Here is a 17,501-nt window from a genome sequence, read left to right on the forward strand (position 1 = left end):
TTTCTCTACAATTTGGGATGTAAGCGTTAGCAGGAGAGGCCATAGCAAGAATGCGAAGCGGATACAGATTTATGTGTAATGAAAACTAACATAGAGAGGAGTGGGAGAATGAAGGGGAACAAGTCCCTTGGCAAAAGAATCTGGCAGAATTGGGAGCTCTATCTGTTCATGCTTCCCGCGTTACTGTATTTCTTCATCTTTCATTATGGTCCGATGTACGGCATTCAGATTGCCTTCAAGAACTTCGTACCCTCCAAAGGAATTACGGGCAGCGACTGGGTAGGCTTCGACCATTTCGAACGGTTCTTCAATTCTTATTTCTTCTGGGATCTGCTGTGGAACACGTTCAGCATCAGCTTCTATGAGCTTGCCATCGGGTTCCCGCTGCCGATCATTCTGGCCCTGGCCTTCAATGAGGTCCGCAACGGCCCGTTCAAGAAGTCGGTCCAGACGGTTACCTATGCGCCGCATTTCATCTCAGTGGTCGTCATGGCGGGGATGATTATTACCTTCCTGTCGCCCTCCAGCGGAATGATCGTCCGGGCGATTGAATTCCTGGGCTTCGAGCCCGCACAGTTCCTGACCGATCCGGCCTGGTTCAAGACGGTGTACGTCTTCTCAGGCGTCTGGCAGAGCACCGGGTGGGGGACGATTATCTATCTCGCGGCCCTGTCCGGCGTCGATCCCCAGCTGCATGAAGCGGCCATTGTGGATGGAGCCAGCCGGATCAAGCGGGTGCTGCATATCAATCTGCCGACGATTATACCCACGATTACGATCATGCTGATTCTGAACATGGGTAACATTCTGGGCCTGGGCTTCGAGAAAATCCTGCTGCTGCAGAATTCGCTCAACATGGAAGCCTCTGATGTCATATCCACCTATGTCTACCGAGCCGGTCTGGTGAACGCCCAATACAGCTTCTCGACCGCTGTCGGATTGTTCAACTCGGTGGTCAATGTAATACTGCTCGTTACCGTCAACCGGATTGCCAAACGCACCAGTGAGAACAGCCTCTGGTAGAAAGGAGTTGAAGTCTTTGGTTACTGCGATGAAAGAATCCAGGGGAGATAAGCTGTTTCTGATCAGCACCTACATCTATCTGTGCCTTGCGCTGGTAGTGGTCCTCTATCCGCTGATCTACATCCTCAGCGCGTCCATCAGTTCGCCGCAGGATGTCAATTCGGGCGCCATGTGGCTGTTCCCGAAGAATGTGACGCTGGACGGCTACAAGCTGGTGTTCGAGAACCCGAAGATCTGGAACGGGTATCTGAATACTATCATTTACACTGCGGTGGGCACTCTGTTGAATCTGGCGGTTACACTGCCTGCTGCCTATGCGCTTAGCCGGTCTGATTTTGTCGGACGCCAGTTGTTCATGGGCCTCATTCTGTTCACAATGTTCTTCAGCGGCGGGCTGGTGCCGACGTATCTGCTGGTTAAGAACCTGGGCCTCATTAACAGCATGGGGGCGCTGATCCTGCCGGTGGCTGCGTCGGTGTGGAACATCGTGGTCGCCCGCACCTTTTTCCAGTCCACCATTCCAAAAGAACTACAGGAAGCGGCCCACATCGACGGCTGTACGAATCTGAAGCTGTTCATCCGCATTATCCTGCCGCTGTCCGCGCCGATTGTCGCCGTAATGGCCCTGTTCTACGGGGTTGGACACTGGAACAGTTACTTCCCGTCCCTGATCTATTTGAATGATGAAGCGAAGTATCCGCTGCAGATGGTGCTGCGCCAGATCCTGGTCCTACAGGAGATGTCGGCCGAGACCACAGGCGCTGCGATCAACGGCGAGGTAGCTATGGCCATGAATAATAAGGCAGAGACAGCATCGCTGGTCAAATACGGAGTTATCGTTGTATCGACGCTGCCGATTGTGGCGGTCTACCCGTTCCTGCAGCGTTATTTTGTCCAAGGGGTCATGATTGGCTCTGTGAAAGGCTAAAGGTTAAAATGTAATGAACCTAAGGGAGGAATTATGAATGCAGATCACACGTAAACCATGGAAGATTCTGCTGTCATCGGCTGTGATTGTTGGACTGCTGGCAGGTTGCGGGAGTTCAGGGTCAGATGAAGGTAAAACGGACAAGGGTACCGCAGAGGCTACAGTGAACAAAGAGGGCTTCCCGATTGTGAATGAGCCGATCACTCTGTCCATGATGGCCCCGGATGTAGGCATTCAGAACTGGGAGAACATGCCGGTGCTCCAGCAGATGAAGGAGAAGACCGGGATTACGATGGAATATAAAAATGCGCCGAAGGACAGCTTCGATACCAAAAAGAATCTGGTATTCGCCAGCGGCGATTACCCGGATATTTTCTATGCGGCCGGTCTGACGACTGCCGAGCAGATGAATTACGGTGAACAGGGGATTCTGATCCCGCTGGAGGACCTGATCGAAGAGTATGCCCCGAACTTCAAGGCACTGCTGGAGGAGAACCCGGATGTGCGCAAATCGATTACCGCCCCGGACGGTCATATCTACTCCCTGCCGGTGGTGGAAATGAGCCAGCACTGGTACCGCAACCCGATGTGGTATAACGGCGACTTCCTGAAGGCGCTGAACATCGATAAGCTGCCGGAAACGACCGAGGAGCTGTACACCTACCTGAAGCGCGTCAAGGAGGAAGATCCGAACGGCAATGGGGTGGCCGATGAGATTCCAATCTCCTCGGTGACGACAACCGCTGCGAACCTCCGCGATATCCGCACCTGGCTGCTGGGCGCTTTTGGCATCTATGAAGAAGAAATCTATGTAGACGATGCGGACAAGGTCCACTATACCCCGCTTGAAGAAGGCTATAAGGAGTACCTGACGTATATGAACCGCCTGTGGTCCGAGGAGCTGCTGGATCATGAGAGCTTCTCGCAGACGGCGGAGCAGAAGAAGGCCAAGGCGCAGAACAACCGCGTGGCGCTCTTTTCCGACTGGCATGCTTATATGACGAAGGGCGGAGAGCCGTCCACGGCAGATCCGATGTTCGCCCCTGTGCGCAGCGAATCGGTAAGCGCTCCGGCGATTGCCAAGAACAGAGGGATTACGACTGGCGCTTTTGCCATTACGAACAGTAATCCTGCACCGGAAGCCTCGCTCCGCTGGGTAGATTACCTCTATTCCTATGAAGGCGCCCTGTTCTTCAACAAAGGGCCGGAGGGAACGCTCTGGGAGTACACCGACAAAGACAACCGCGTGAAGCAATACCTGCCTGTACCGGATGGTAAGGAAATGGAAGATTTCCGGGCCACCTTGACGCCGAACTACGGCATTCCTGCCCCAACCCTGTCCATGGATGATATCAATAAGGGGCTGAAGACAGACTTTGATCTCTGGGTAGAGCAGGAGACCAAGCAGAAGCTGCTGGATAAAGGCGCACGGATTCCGTTCCCGGCCCTGTTCCTCACGGTGGAAGAGCAGACAGAAATCAGCAGTCTGAATTCAGATCTGAGCACCTATGTGAAGCAGATGGAAGCGAAGTTCATCACCGGCGCCGAGCCGCTGACCGGCTGGGACAACTATGTGGCAACTGTCAAGAAGATGGGCGGAGAGCGTGTAGCCGAGATTAACCAGGCTGCGTATGACCGCTGGAAGACTAACTGATTCAGGCTCAGCAGAAAGGTGCTGTAAAAATGATCTATAAGGATAAAACGCGGACTGTGGCGGATCGGGTACAGGACCTGCTGCAGCGCATGACACTTGGAGAGAAGGCTGGACAATTAGTCCAGCCTTTCGGCTGGCAGTGCTATGAGAAGCACGCGGACGGAACTACGGGTATGACGGAGGCTTTCAAAAGGCAGGTTGCCGCCGGTGGTGTCGGCTCCCTGTATGGAACGCTGCGTGCCGACCCGTGGACCGGAGTTACGCTGGAGACCGGCCTGTCCCCGAAGGAAGGGGCGGAGGCGGTCAATGCGATTCAGGCCTATGCGATGAAGGAGAGCCGGCTCGGGATTCCGATTCTGTTCGGGGAGGAATGCTCCCACGGGCATATGGCGATCGGGGCTACTGTATTTCCGGTGCCGCTTGCACTGGGCAGCATGTGGAACCCGGAGCTGTACCGGGAGATGTGCCGGGTGGTAGCGCTTGAGACCCGCAGCCAGGGCGGGGCGGCGACCTACTCGCCGGTGCTGGATGTGGTGCGTGATCCGCGCTGGGGCCGGACGGAGGAGACCTTCGGCGAAGACCCGTTCCTGATTGCGGCTATGGGCGTGGAGGCCGTGAAGGGCTTGCAGGGAGAAAGGCTGGAGGCGGAGGATTCCGTGCTGGCGACCTTGAAGCATTTCGCCGCCTATGGCAGTTCTGAAGGCGGGCGGAACTCTGCGCCCGTGCACATGGGACTGCGCGAGCTGCATGAGGTCGATCTGCTGCCGTTCCGTAAGGCGGTGGAGGCCGGAGCACTGTCTATCATGACAGCGTACAACGAGATTGACGGCGTTCCTTGTACGACGAACCGTTATCTTTTGCAGGATGTGCTGCGGGAGCAGTGGGGCTTCGAAGGGTTCGTGATCACGGACTGCGGAGCGCTGGGGATGCTGACGAATGGTCATAACACCGCAGACAGCGGAGAAACGGCTGTAGCCCAGGCACTGTTGGCGGGCATCGACATGGAGATGTCGGGTGAAATGTTTGAGCAGCATATCGCGGCTGCTATCGAGCATGGACGGCTTCAGGAATCCGATCTCGACCGCGCAGCGGCGCGGATTCTGGAGCTGAAATTCAAGCTGGGGCTGTTCGACCGTCCTTATGCTGATCCTGAGCAGGCGGAGAGCACCATCGGCAAGCCGGAGCACCGCGAGCTAGCCCGGCGGATCGCCGGTGAGAGCATCATCATGCTGAAAAATGAGAACGCAGTGCTGCCGCTGAGTAAGGGGATTCGCAAGCTTGCCGTAATCGGACCCAATGCGGATGCCCCGTACAACCAGCTTGGCGACTACACCTCGCCGCAGCCCGCAGGCGCGATTGTTACCGTGCTGGAGGGCATCCGGCAAGCGCTGGGCGGCGGTGCGGACCGGGTATCATATGCACCCGGCTGCCGGATCAAGGGCGATTCCCGGGAAGGCTTCGCCCCTGCGCTGGCTTGTGCGGCTGAAGCCGATGCGATAGTGCTGGCGATCGGCGGCTCCAGCGCCAGGGATTTCGGTGAGGGGACGATTGATCTGCTCACCGGCGCTTCTGTCGTGACCGAACATTCCTGGAGCGACATGGAATGCGGGGAGGGCATCGACCGGTCCACGCTGAATCTGATGGGCGTGCAGCTTGAATTGGCGCAGGAGCTTCATAAGCTGGGCAAGCCGCTGATTGTGGTCTATATCAACGGCCGCCCGATTGCCGAGCCTTGGATTGTAGAGCACGCCGACGCCATTCTGGAGGCCTGGTACCCGGGGCAGGAGGGCGGACATGCGATTGCCGATATCCTGTTCGGTGAGGTGAACCCTTCCGGGCGGCTGACGATCAGCATTCCGAAGCATGTCGGCCAGCTTCCCGTGTATTACTACAAGCGGCGGACAAGAGGCAAACGATATCTGGAGACGGATTTCCATGCTGAATACCCCTTCGGTTATGGTCTTAGCTTCACTGAATTCAACTATAGCAATCTGAAGGTCGAGCCTGCTGTCATCTCTGCGGAGGAAGAAGCGCTGGTCTACGTGGATGTAACTAACAGGGGGGACCGGGCGGGCAGCGAGGTGGTCCAGCTGTATATTTCTGACCTCGCCTCTTCCATTACCCGTCCCGAGAAGCAGCTTAAGGGCTTCCGCAAAATCAGCCTTCAGCCGGGAGATACGCAGACGGTGACATTCCGTGTAGGCCGGGAGGAGCTGGAGTATGTATCGGCGGATCTGACGCGGATCGTCGAGCCGGGAGATTTCACAGTGATGGCTGGTCCGAACTCCGCCGAGTATCTGAGCGCGCCTCTCCAGGTCAGAGAGGAGGGCTAAGCCATGAAGCGAATGGACCGGTTCACCGGATGGCTGGCCAAGCGGCAGTGGGCTGAGAAGAGAGAGCTTGCGGAATGGACTATGCGTAAATCCCGCTACTTTACTCCCGGCTGCTATGAGCATGAGGAGGAAGTGCATCAGGAATACAATATTTCTCTGCTGGACGGCGGGTATGGCACTACGTATTTCCTTCACCGGGAGATTACGGTTCCGGGAGACTGGGCACCTGAAGAGGCGGCGCTGCTCTATCTGGGACGCGGGGAAGGCCTGCTGAGGCTGGACGGAGCGCCGTATCATGGCCTGGACAGCAATCACTGGTTCATTCCGCTGCCGTCCGGCGCTGCGGGTGAACGCCTGAAGCTGGACATCGAGCTGTATGATCCGGTGCCGGAGCCGGAGGACCCGCTGAACCGGCAGGCGGTGATTAAGCCGCCGCTGACGGGCATTGAAATCAAGCTGGTGCGCGTCAATCGTCCGGTATACAGCCTGCTGCATACGGTGAGAATCGTGCACGAAGCGGCCCTCCTGCTGCCGGAGGGCGACATGCGCCGCATCCGCAGCCTTAAGGCGCTGGAGCGGGTGATGGACACGCTCTATATGAAGGAGGAGCTGCTGCTTGACGGCGGTGCTGTAACTGCGGCTGAACAGCAACTGCGGGCGGCTGCTTCTGCGGAACGGCCTGCGGGGCTGAACCCGGGGACGATGCATATGGTCGGGCAGTCGCATATTGATGTGGCCTGGCTGTGGCCGGTCCGGGAGACGGTACGCAAGGTCAGCCGGACCTTCTCCACCGTCTGCACCCTGATGGATAAGTACCCGGACTTCCGGTACTCGCAGAGCCAACCCCAGCTCTATGCCTTCGCCAAGGAGCATTATCCCGAGCTATACGGGCGGATCAAGGAGCGGATTGCCGAGGGCCGGTGGGAGCTGGTCGGCGGCATGTGGGTGGAGCCGGATCTGAACATTCCCGGCGGGGAGTCGCTGGTCCGGCAGATGCTGTACGGGCAGGATTTCTATATGAAGGAATTCGGCAAGCATTCCACGATTGAATGGCTGCCGGATACCTTCGGCTATTGCGCCTCCCTGCCGCAGCTGCTGAAGCAGGCAGGCATCGATTATTTCATGACCACTAAGCTGGGCTGGAATGATACCAATCCCTTCCCGCATACCTTATTCCATTGGGTCGGCATTGACGGGACGAAGATTGTGGCCTATCAGAACCATGGGGTGAACGAGCATACGCATCCGAAGGATGTGCAGGAGCACTGGGCGGCCTACGCCCAGAAGGAAGAGCACGATGAGCTGATGCTGCTCTACGGCCACGGCGACGGAGGAGGCGGAGTCACCCACGAGATGCTGGAATATGTGAGCCGCACCGATCTTGCGCCGGGCCAGCCGGTCAGCAGATTCTCGACGGCGGAAGCGTTCTTCTCGGAGATCGGCTCGCGCCAGCCGGAGCTTCCGGCGTGGCATGGCGATCTCTATCTGGAGCTGCACCGGGGCACCTTCACGACCCATGCCTTCAATAAACGCAGCAACCGCAAGGCGGAGGTCTTATACCGGCAGGCGGAGATCTGGAGCGTGCTTGCTGAGAAGGACGATGCTGTGGAGTTCGAGCAGCTGAACCAGCCGGATCAGCCCGATTTGCAGCGTATGATGCCTGCCCAGGGACTGGCCGAGGGCTGGAAGCTGCTGCTGCTCAACCAGTTCCATGACATCATTCCGGGGACTTCAATCCCGGAGGTGTATACAACCTCGCGGGAGGAATACGCGGAGATTTTCCGTCTGGGCGGGCAGGTGCTGGACACCGCTCTGCACACTCTGGCAGGCCAAGTGAATACATCGGGCGAAGGCTGCCCTTATGTGGTCTTCAACAGCCTGAGCTGGGAGCGGACGGAGGTCATCCGGCTGCAAGGCGGTCCTGAACTGGCTGCGGTGCAGGTATTCGATGAAGATGGCCTGCTGCCAAGCGAATACTGGAACACGGAGGCTGGCGGGGATAGCTACACGCTGGCTGTGCAGGTCCGCAAGGTTCCGGCCTTCGGCTGCCGCACGATCTGGCTGCGGGAGGCTGCGGAGCCAGCCGGAGTAAGGCATGTGTCACGTGCAGATTCTGCTACTGGAGACGGCTTCCCGGAGCAATGGGAGACAGACCATTATATCCTGAAGTTCAATGAAGACGGCGAGATCAGCAACTGGTATGACAAAAGCGCAGACCGCGAGCTGCTCCAGCCCGGCCAGACCGGCAACCAGCTGCAGTTCTATCATGATACCCCGCCGCTGTGGGATGCCTGGGATATAGACCCGCGTTATGAGCAGCAGCCGGCGGGCAAGGCAAAGCTGCTTGAGCGCCGGGTAGTCAGCAGCGGACCTGTGCAGACTGTGCTGAAGTTCCGCTGGCAGCTCGGTGAATCGCAGATTGAGCAGGAGATCGTCCTGCCCCGGAACAGCCGCAGAGTGGATTTCCGCACCAGTGTAAGCTGGCGGGAGCAGCATAAGCTGCTGAAGGTTGCTTTTCCGGTCGATATTGTGGCTGCGAAGGCTACCTATGAGATTCCGTTCGGCGCGCTGGAGCGTCCGACCCACCGCAACACCAGCTGGGAGCAGGCGAAATTCGAGGTTTGCGGACACCGGTGGGCTGATCTATCTGAAGGCAGCTACGGTGTCAGCCTGCTGAACGACTGCAAATACGGCTATGACATCCATGACGGGGTGCTGCGGCTCTCGCTGCTGCGCTCCCCGCGCTGGCCGGACCGCAATGCCGACCAGGGAGAGCATGAATTCACCTACTCGCTCTATCCGCACAGCGGAGATTGGCGGCAGGCCGATGTAGTACGCGAAGCGGCGGCGCTGAATGAGCCACTGCTGGCGGTGAGCGAAGCCCCGCATACCGGACGTTATCCAAGCACCCATGCCTGGCTGGCCTTCCAGAGCAATCATGTCATGCTGGACACGATCAAGCCGGCCGAGGACGGCAGCGGCACGATTGTCCGGCTGTATGAAGCGGCGGGCAGCAGAGAGACGGCTACACTGGACTGGAAGGACGAGAACGTCAGCGCCTGCCGCGTCAATCTGCTGGAGAGCACTATCGGCTCCGTGGATACCGCCAGCGGTGTGATCCCGCGGTCCTTCAGACCTTACGAGGTGCAGACGCTTAAGTTATATAAGAAGCATGAATGAAATTAACTGAAAGCAAAGAGCGGAGGGGAAATTTGGAACTGTAGGAGCGGTAGCGTCCGCCTGAAAGCTTTCCGCAGGAAAGCTCACTTCGGAAGCATCAGCAGTCAACGGATTTCAACCGCAACCAGCGGCTTGAATCAAGAAATCTGTATACGGGCCGCGGCCGGAAGTCCAAATGTTCACCGGAGTGACGATGAAGCTTCAAGTTCACAACTCAAATGCTTCCTATATACCACGAACATCATTCGCAGGAGGAATAGACATGCAAATTACAAGACATCCCAATAATCCGATTGTCGTCCCGGGCGGCTATGAATGGCGTAAGGTGACCGTGTTCAATCCGGCGGTTATCATTGATAACGGCAAATTCTATATGATCGAACGTACCGCTGGTTCCCTGACCCCGTGCAAGAACTTCCTGGGGCTGCTGGAGAGCGAGGACGGCGTGAACTTCACCCATGTGAAGGATGAGCCAATTGTTACACCGGATATGCTGGGCTTCCCGTACGGCAGTGTGCAGGACCCGCGCATTGTGAAGATCGACGGAACCTTCTACTTGAACTATGCCCTGCGCCCCTGCGCCATGAGCTATTATCCTACCGGGCGTGGCGTCCCTGAGCGCTCCATTCCGAAATACCCGGACTGCTGGGGGGAAGAGGAGGGCCACTGGCTGACCCGCTCCTCGATTCTGAAGTCAACCAATCTGCTGGACTGGGAGTTCGTGGCCGACACCACACCGCTGGACATCAACGACCGGGACAACATCCTGTTCCCTGAGAAAATCAACGGCAAATTCGTGCTGCTCCGCCGCCCCGAAGAATATGTTGGCGAGGCTTACGGAACGGAAAAAGCCGCTATGTGGATTACCTATTCCGAGGATCTCGTGCATTGGGAAGAGCCCAAGCTGCTCGCCACCGCCGGGAACCTGTCCTGGGAATCGCGGAAGATCGGCGGCTCAACGCCTCCAATCCGTACAGACAAGGGCTGGCTGGTACTCTATCACGGAGTAGATGAGGATATCGTGTACCGCGTAGGAGCGATGCTGCTGGATCTGGAGCAGCCGGAGAAAATCATTGCCCGGACCCATAATTTCATTATGGAGCCGGAGACGTATTACGAGAAATTCGGCTTCCAGATTCCGAATGTCATCTTCCCGACCGGCAACGTGGTCAAGGACGGCCTGCTCTATATCTACTACGGCGTAACCGATACAGCGATTGCGCTGGCTACAGTGCCGCTGGATGAACTGGTGGAGCATATTCTGCAGGAAGCGGAGTAGCCGGAAGCACCAGCTAAGTCGGACGCCTGATTACAGCAAATGGCGCGGTGGCGAGTCTCCTGTATAGCGGCTATATATTGAACTAAAAATTTAAGTTAAAGGAAAAGTGGCGGAGGGGAAGTTTGGAACTGGAGGAGCGGTAGCGACCGCCTGAAAGCTTTCCGCAGGAAAGCTCACTTCGGAAGCATCAGCTGTCTGCGGATTTCAACCGTTAAAAACGGGATAGATCAAGAAATCTGCAGACAACAGCGGCCGGAAGTCCAAAACTTCTCTGGAGTTACGGATAATCCCAAAACATAAAAACCATTAGTTCAATTTATATAGTGACATAAATGTTGCATATTTTGCAGCTTCGGTTCACAGATAGCCAGCTTTGCGGGAGGAATGTTGCATAGAATGCAGGAATAATCCTGCCACACTGCCTGGAAAAGATGGAATCCTGCCTTTTGTGCAACAATTACGCGTTCTTGCCAATCCGATGAGTGAAATGTTGCATTAAGTGCAGTATTGGTGGTATCTCAACATCCAGGGCGGACGCTCCGCCCGTTTTTCAAACCGGTCTTTTCGCAGCGGTCCCCTTCAAGGCATGTTCCTTGCGGTATTGCCCCGGCGTCAGACCGGTTTCTTTTTTGAACTTGCGGATGAAATTGGGCGCATCCAGGTAACCGACCTGCTCGATAATCTCCTTGAGCGGTGCGCTGGTGTTCTCCAGCAGCCGGATGACCTCGTCTACACGCCGCTGCCAGATATATTGCGAGAAATTGCTGCCGGTCTTCTCCTTGAAGCTCCGGCTTAAATAAGAGGTCGAGATGGCGAACTTCAGCGCTACATGCTCAAGGCTGAGGGTGTAATCGGCAAACTGCTGGTCCACATAGGCCAGAATGTCATCCATCAGGGAAGACTCACTGGTCTCGGTGTTCCGCTCCACCTGGGCGCAAATGGCGGAAGCCAGCGAGAGCAGCCGGCTCTCCAGCTCCTCCAGCGTCTCGAAGGAGGTCAGCTCCGGCATATTGGTGAACACCTCATCCATGCCCAGCTCCGAGGCGGTACGCAGAAAAGCATTCAACAGATCGAAGCAGATACACCGCAGCAGATGAACCTGCAGCGGCTCGTCCTTGATCGTGTCGATGGTGTCGGCAATCATCTGGGCCGCTACCGATTCGTTGCCCTGCTTCAGACTCTGCTCCAGCTTCAGCATGGATTTGCGTGGAATCCAGAAGCTCTCGGCAGCGGCGGGGTTCAGCTCCGCAAGCTGCTCGAAGTAGGTGACCTGGCCGCTGCGCCGGATCATCCGGTGCTCAAGAGCAGCGGAGGCTTCAATGAAGGACTGGTTCAGCCGGGCGAGATCGCGGTAGGCCATACCGACACCGATGCTCAGCGCAAGCTGCGAGTGCTCACGGATCACTGCCTGAATCGCTTCAATCACCTGCTCCATCCGGCTCTGAACGGGCAGTTCCCCCTCCCCTGGCAGGGAGATAATCAGGGCGAATTGGTCCTTGACCGAGAATTCAATCCCGAAGATCTGCGCATCCGGGCCCGGCAGGCAGATATTGCTGAGCATCTCCTGCAGCAGATGGCGTTCCTGCCAGGACTTGCCGCCCGGCGCTGCATCATCCCAGGACAGAATGGCTGAGAAGTAGAGGCCCTGTCCCTGCGGATGCCTGAAGCCTGCACTCAGGATCATCTGCTCGATCTCGGGATCATCCGGCTGGCCGTGCTTGAGCAGCAGCAGCATGCACTGGTTGCGGACAAAAGGCTCCTGGAGATCAATCCGGGCACTGTAGTCATGCAGCGTCTGCCGGATGGATTCCCATTCATTGCGCAGCTTCGGAGCGTCATTGCCGCTGCCCCGCGGCTTGGCGAATTCCATCAGATCGCGGATCGGGTGGTATTGCCGCTTGGCCAGCAGCAGCGCCGCCGCTATGCCGGTGACGACTGTAATACAGAAGACGATCAGAATCAGCGTCTGGACATGGGCAACCCGGCTGAAGAACTGGAAGCTGGGTATTGTGGTGACGTAGATCCAGCCGTTCTCTTCAGACTTTACAGAGACCACGGAGTACTGCTCCCCGTCCAGCTCCAGATTGTGAATCCCCGGTTGAAGGGCGGAGAGGGTCTGGAGCTCGTTCTGGGGGAAGCTGACGCCATGGCTGTTCGCGGTCAGCACCTCGCCGGAGGGGCCGAAGATATAGCTGCTGCCAGAGAAATCGCTTAGAACCGAATCCATGACGCCGGTAAGGTTGGATTCCTTCATCAGATAGACAACCGTTCCGTAAGGGAACGGGTCATTCGGCTTCACCGGGACGAGCATGGCGAGCATTGGCTCCACACGCGAGTTGACGGTCACATTCTCAGCCGGACGCACCAGCGGCTGACGGGTCTGGTTCAAGTCACGCCGCAGCTCCTCCGGGGTCCAGCGCTCAAACTGATAGAGGGTATCGAAGGTGACATTAAGATTAGCCAGACCGCGGTAGGAATAGATATTGGAATCACCGTGGAAATAGAGAAACAGATCCTCGGCGATGCTGCTGCTGGCCTTGTAATTCGCCAGTGCCTGAATCGCCTCCAGACTGTAATAAGGATGCCGGACCATATAAGGGGTCAGATGCTTGTCATAGGCGATTCTTCCGGCGATCTCCTGAAGCTCATTCATCCGGCCGTCGATGGTGCTTTTCACCTGATTCAGCTGATTGACATTAGATTGTTCAATTTCGACCCTCAGGCCCTTGACGGCGTTTTCATAGACGAAGATGGTAACGCCCGTTAGAGGAATGAGGAACATGAGGATATAGGAAAAAGCATATTTCAGCAGCAGCCTTGACTTGAAATGATTCCAGGTCAGCCGGAACCGGTGCAGCAAGGATGGCTGGGGGGCAGGATTGGACATGCAGCAGTACCTCCAGTGTTAAAATATTCGGACCAGAAATCTTGGATGGAATCTGTTGAATCAGAAATCGCAGTTCTCTTCCGGATTACACTTGTGCTACTATAAACATTATAACATTATAATCTTTGGAGTGAAGCAGCTTTATATTTTAAGGACAGGACGGCACAGCCGTTGCTTATTGTTAAATATAAGGATGTATGGAGTTCATGTCATTAATCATTTTTTGTAATTCCCCTGTAAATCTGTAATTGAAGAAGGAGATGGGATGAGTGGGCACAGAGAACGTGCTGCGCAATTTGCGGCTGGTGGACGGCCGGACGGTGGATATCTCCATTCAGGAGGGGCTCATCACCGGGATTACCCCGCCGGGCCATGCGGAAGGCAGGACCCTGCTGGACTGCTCAGGGTTATACGGCTCCAGCGGATGGATTGATCTGCATGTGCATGCTGTACCGGAGCTCACCCCCTACGGCGATCTGATCGACGAGATCGGGGTGAAGCAGGGAGTGACGACACTGGTGGATGCCGGGAGCTGCGGATCAGACCGGATCGGGGCTTTTTACAGTGCGAGTCTTCTAGCTGCTACCCGGGTATACGCGCTGCTGAATATCTCAAGAATCGGCCTTGCGCGGACCGATGAGCTCTCTAAGCTGGACTGGATTGACCGGACTCACGCCCTTGAGGCAGCGGAGGCTTATCCTGAGTTCATCGTCGGCCTGAAAGCCCGCATCAGCCAAAGTGTCGTTAAGGGCAGCGGCATACAGCCGCTTAAGCTGGCACGGGCATTATCGGATGAGACGAAGCTTCCGCTCATGGTGCATATCGGCTCCGCGCCGCCTGCTATCTCTGAGGTGCTGGAGCTGCTGCGGGCGGGCGATGTAATTACCCACTACCTGAACGGTAAAGCCAATAATCTGTTCGGGCCGGACGGCACACCGCTGCAAGAGCTGCTATATGCTGTGGCCCGGGGTGTTCATCTGGATGTCGGGCATGGCACGGCAAGCTTCTCCTTCCAGGTGGCTGAGCAGGCGAAGCGGGCAGGAATTGCGCTGAATACGATCAGCACAGATATCTACCGGGGTAACCGGCTTAACGGTCCGGTGTACAGTATGTCAGATGTACTGACCAAGTTTCTCTATCTCGGCTACAGTCTGGAAGAGGTGATCCGTGCCGTAACCAGCAGCGCCGCAGCGTGGCTCGGCAAGCCGGAGCTTGGGCAGATCCGGGTAGGGGAGCAGGCGAATCTGACCTTGTTCTCCCTGGAAGACGGTGAGAAACAGCTTATAGACTCAGAGGGTGAGGTCCGGACCGCGCATCACTATATTGAAGCAAAAGGAGTCTTTATCAATGGATCACTCATTACAGGCTAAATATGGATTAAAGCGTGTGATTAATGCCAGTGGAAGAATGAGCATCCTCGGCGTCTCCGCACCGACTGATTCGGTGATGGAGGCCATGAAGCAGGGCGGGCAGCGGTATGTGGAGATCGCGGATCTGGTGGACAAATCGGGCGATTACATCGCCCGCCTGCTCGGCTCCGAAGGAGCCGTTGTCGTGAACTCAGCCTCCAGCGGCATTGCGCTGTCGGTGGCGGCGATTGTAACCGCCGGAGATCCCCGCCTCAGTCTGCGCCTGCACCAGGAGCCGGTGCTGAAGAATGAGATTATTATGCTGAAGGGCCATAATGTACAGTATGGAGCACCGGTGGAGACGATGGTCTTCCTCGGCGGCGGCCGGGTGATCGAGGTTGGGTATGCCAACGAAGGCCGCGCAGAGCACATTGAACAAGCCATCGGGGAACATACCGCAGCGATTCTCTATGTGAAATCCCACCACGCCGTCCAGAAGAATATGATCTCGGTGGAGGAAGCCTGGGAGGTTGCACAGCGCAGGGGCGTGCCGATGATTGTCGACGCCGCTGCGGAAGAGGACCTGCGCAAATATGTCCAGTATTCCGATCTGGCCATCTACAGCGGCTCGAAGGCGGTGGAAGGTCCTACTTCGGGCATTGTAGCGGGCAAGCAGAAGTACATCGGGTGGCTGAAGGTGCAGCAGCACGGAATCGGCCGCAGCATGAAGGTCGGCAAAGAGACGACCTTCGGACTGCTTCAGGCCTTGGATGAATATCAGGACAAGGCGGACAACAGCCAGCAGGAGAAGCAGGCGCTGGAAGCACTTCAGCCGCTCGCAGGTCTTCCCGGAGTATCGGTCCGCACCGTGCAGGATGAAGCGGGCCGGGCGATTTACCGGGGACGCATCCAGATTGATGCCGCTGCTGCGGGCGTGAATGCGCGAGAGGTCAATGACCGCCTGCGGGAAGGCAATATTGCCGTGTATACGCGGGACTATGGCGTGAAGCAAGGATATTTCGATATCGATCCGAGATCGCTGCAGGGCGATGATCTACAGGTTATCGTCAGCAGAATTCATGAGATTATAGGGGGCAGATCATAATGAGCAAAATTCAGGAGCGTTTCTATAAGAACAGAGCGGCACTGAATGTACTGTCCGGCAGCATCGCGAACGCCAAGGACATCTACGAGGCTGCCGACGGGCATGTGCTGGTAGGCGTACTCTCCAAAAATTACGCCAACGCCCAGGAAGCGTCCGCCGCTATGACGGAGTACGGACAGGCGATCCAGGATGCCGTATCCATCGGGCTTGGTGCCGGGGACAACCGCCAGGCGGCGGTGGTCGCAGAGATTGCTGCAAGCTACGCGGGCAGCCATATCAACCAGGTCTTTCCGGCTGTAGGCGCAACCCGTGCTAATCTGGGAGCGAAGGACAGCTGGATTAACAGCCTGGTCTCCCCCTGCGGACAGCCTGGCTATGTCAATATATCCACCGGCCCGGTCAGCTCGGGCAATGCCCAGCGGGCTATTGTTCCGGTGCACGCCGCCATCGCTCTGGTCCGGGACATGGGCGGCAATGCGCTCAAATATTATCCGATGAAGGGGCTGGAGCTGGAAGAAGAGTACCGTGCGGTAGCCAAGGCCTGCGGAGAAGAAGGCTTTGCCCTGGAGCCTACGGGCGGCATCGATCTGGATAACTTCGCGCCCATTCTGGAGATTGCGCTTCAGGCGGGGGTGCCGCAGGTGATCCCGCATGTCTATTCCTCCATCATTGATTCCGAGACGGGAAGCACAAGGGTGCAGGATGTCCGCACGCTGCTCAGCACGATGAAATTGCTGGTGGACCGGTATGTCTAGAATCGCTGCCTTTGGCGAAGTGATGATGCGGCTACAGGTTCCGGGGGTGGAGACACTGGCCCAGAGCAGCAGGCTGGAGTACTCTTTTTCGGGGAGCGGGGTAAATGTAACGGCAGCGCTGGCCAGATATGGTCATAACGGAGCACTGATCACGACCTTGCCGGAGACTCCGGTGGGGGAAGCCGCCATCGCTTATCTGCGCAAGCTTGGGGTAGATACGTCACTGATCCGCCGGGGCGGCAGGCACCTCGGGATGTACTTCCTGGAGAACGGGTTCGGGGCCCGTCCCGGAAGAGTCACGTATACCGACCGGCTGGGCAGCAGCTTCAATACCGCAGTGGCGGATCAGTATGATATGGCGGCGCTGGCTTCCCGGGTGGACGTCCTGCATCTATGCGGCATTACGCTGGCTATGAATGACGGGGTGCGCGGGCAGATGAAGCAGCTTGCGGCAGAGGTGAAGCACGCCGGGGGCAGGGTGGTATTCGACTGCAACTACCGTCCGGCGTTATGGGGCGAGGAGGGGTATGCCAAGGCCCGCCCGCATTACGAAGAGCTGCTTACGCTTGCCGATCTGGTGCTGATGAACGAGAAGGATGCGCTGTACATTCTTGGCACGGAAGCGGCAGGTTATGATAGAATAACACAGTTGAAGCAAGCGGTTCCCGCTGTAGCGGAGCGCTTCGGAATCAGGGCGGCTGCGGGCACGCACCGTGAGATTAACGCGGACAATACACATTCCCTGACCGGCTACATTTACCGTCAAGGTGCGTTCGCGTTCTCCCCCAAGCTGACCTTCCCGGTGTATGACCGGATCGGTGCCGGGGATGCTTTTGCCAGCGCCGTTATTCATGGTGAATTGCAGGATTATCCGCAGCAGCAGACGGTGGATATGGCAGCAGCCGCAGCGATGCTGGCCCACACCATCCCGGGCGATACAGCGTTGTTCACCGAGAGTGAGGTGCTCCGGGCGCTGGATGGCCATACCTCAGATGTTGAAAGGTAGTG

General features: G+C 57.0%; 11 protein-coding genes. 10 read left to right on the forward strand and 1 reads right to left on the reverse strand.

What is annotated here, in order from left to right:
* Positions 1-108 precede the first annotated feature (108 nt).
* The 6 genes from NSU18_RS23990 to NSU18_RS24015 all read left to right on the forward strand — a co-directional run bounded on the left by NSU18_RS23990 (position 109) and on the right by NSU18_RS24015 (position 10,397).
* Positions 109-1,023 carry an ABC transporter permease gene (locus tag NSU18_RS23990; protein WP_341150233.1) on the forward strand — a complete coding sequence of 305 codons (915 nt, stop codon included), beginning with the start codon at positions 109-111 and terminating at the stop codon, positions 1,021-1,023.
* A gap of 16 nt (positions 1,024-1,039) precedes the next feature.
* Complete coding sequence (locus NSU18_RS23995; protein ID WP_036694906.1) at positions 1,040-1,951, forward strand: carbohydrate ABC transporter permease; 912 nt, start codon at positions 1,040-1,042, stop codon at positions 1,949-1,951.
* Positions 1,952-1,988: 37 nt separating this feature from the next.
* Positions 1,989-3,605: an extracellular solute-binding protein gene (locus tag NSU18_RS24000; RefSeq protein ID WP_341150234.1), complete on the forward strand. Its 1,617-nt coding sequence runs from the start codon at positions 1,989-1,991 to the stop codon at positions 3,603-3,605.
* Positions 3,606-3,634: 29 nt separating this feature from the next.
* Positions 3,635-5,938, forward strand: a complete 2,304-nt coding sequence (locus tag NSU18_RS24005) for a glycoside hydrolase family 3 N-terminal domain-containing protein (protein ID WP_341150235.1) — start codon at positions 3,635-3,637, stop codon at positions 5,936-5,938.
* A 3-nt stretch (positions 5,939-5,941) separates the two neighbouring features.
* Complete coding sequence (locus tag NSU18_RS24010; RefSeq protein ID WP_341150236.1) at positions 5,942-9,118, forward strand: alpha-mannosidase; 3,177 nt, start codon at positions 5,942-5,944, stop codon at positions 9,116-9,118.
* A 262-nt stretch (positions 9,119-9,380) separates the two neighbouring features.
* Positions 9,381-10,397 (forward strand): glycoside hydrolase family 130 protein, encoded by a 1,017-nt coding sequence (locus NSU18_RS24015; RefSeq protein ID WP_341150237.1) that lies wholly within the window; start codon positions 9,381-9,383, stop codon positions 10,395-10,397.
* A gap of 550 nt (positions 10,398-10,947) precedes the next feature.
* Here the strand turns inward: NSU18_RS24015 and NSU18_RS24020 are convergent.
* Entirely contained in the window at positions 10,948-13,284 is a 2,337-nt protein-coding gene (locus NSU18_RS24020) for a helix-turn-helix domain-containing protein (RefSeq protein WP_341150238.1), read from the reverse strand.
* A gap of 269 nt (positions 13,285-13,553) precedes the next feature.
* On the opposite strand from NSU18_RS24020, the gene NSU18_RS24025 reads away from it, so the two are divergent.
* Genes NSU18_RS24025 through NSU18_RS24040 form a run of 4 tightly spaced genes read left to right on the forward strand, consistent with a single transcriptional unit; the run spans position 13,554 to position 17,499 of the window.
* Positions 13,554-14,654, forward strand: a complete 1,101-nt coding sequence (locus tag NSU18_RS24025) for an amidohydrolase/deacetylase family metallohydrolase (RefSeq protein ID WP_341150239.1) — start codon at positions 13,554-13,556, stop codon at positions 14,652-14,654.
* Positions 14,632-15,738: a DgaE family pyridoxal phosphate-dependent ammonia lyase gene (locus tag NSU18_RS24030; RefSeq protein ID WP_341150240.1), complete on the forward strand. Its 1,107-nt coding sequence runs from the start codon at positions 14,632-14,634 to the stop codon at positions 15,736-15,738. The genes NSU18_RS24025 and NSU18_RS24030 overlap by 23 nt, the downstream gene beginning before the upstream one ends.
* Positions 15,738-16,493: a 2-dehydro-3-deoxy-phosphogluconate aldolase gene (gene dagF, locus NSU18_RS24035; RefSeq protein ID WP_341150241.1), complete on the forward strand. Its 756-nt coding sequence runs from the start codon at positions 15,738-15,740 to the stop codon at positions 16,491-16,493. The genes NSU18_RS24030 and dagF overlap by 1 nt, the downstream gene beginning before the upstream one ends.
* A complete protein-coding gene (locus tag NSU18_RS24040; protein WP_341150242.1) occupies positions 16,486-17,499 on the forward strand; it encodes a sugar kinase in 1,014 nt (337 codons plus the stop codon). Before dagF ends, NSU18_RS24040 begins: the two co-directional genes overlap by 8 nt.
* Positions 17,500-17,501 lie beyond the last annotated feature (2 nt).

The organism is Paenibacillus sp. FSL H8-0048 (genome assembly GCF_038002825.1).
Lineage (GTDB): Bacteria > Bacillota > Bacilli > Paenibacillales > Paenibacillaceae > Paenibacillus_AQ.

What these genes read in the sequence shown, in the direction of transcription:
- NSU18_RS24000 (WP_341150234.1), top strand. Translation starts at nt 1,989, where the DNA reads ATGCAGATCACACGTAAACCATGGAAGATTCTGCTGTCATCGGCTGTG.
- NSU18_RS23990 (WP_341150233.1), top strand. Translation starts at nt 109, where the DNA reads ATGAAGGGGAACAAGTCCCTTGGCAAAAGAATCTGGCAGAATTGGGAG.
- NSU18_RS24030 (WP_341150240.1), top strand. Translation starts at nt 14,632, where the DNA reads ATGGATCACTCATTACAGGCTAAATATGGATTAAAGCGTGTGATTAAT.
- NSU18_RS24040 (WP_341150242.1), top strand. Translation starts at nt 16,486, where the DNA reads ATGTCTAGAATCGCTGCCTTTGGCGAAGTGATGATGCGGCTACAGGTT.
- NSU18_RS24010 (WP_341150236.1), top strand. Translation starts at nt 5,942, where the DNA reads ATGAAGCGAATGGACCGGTTCACCGGATGGCTGGCCAAGCGGCAGTGG.
- NSU18_RS24015 (WP_341150237.1), top strand. Translation starts at nt 9,381, where the DNA reads ATGCAAATTACAAGACATCCCAATAATCCGATTGTCGTCCCGGGCGGC.
- dagF (WP_341150241.1), top strand. Translation starts at nt 15,738, where the DNA reads ATGAGCAAAATTCAGGAGCGTTTCTATAAGAACAGAGCGGCACTGAAT.
- NSU18_RS24020 (WP_341150238.1), bottom strand. Translation starts at nt 13,284, where the DNA reads ATGTCCAATCCTGCCCCCCAGCCATCCTTGCTGCACCGGTTCCGGCTG.
- NSU18_RS24005 (WP_341150235.1), top strand. Translation starts at nt 3,635, where the DNA reads ATGATCTATAAGGATAAAACGCGGACTGTGGCGGATCGGGTACAGGAC.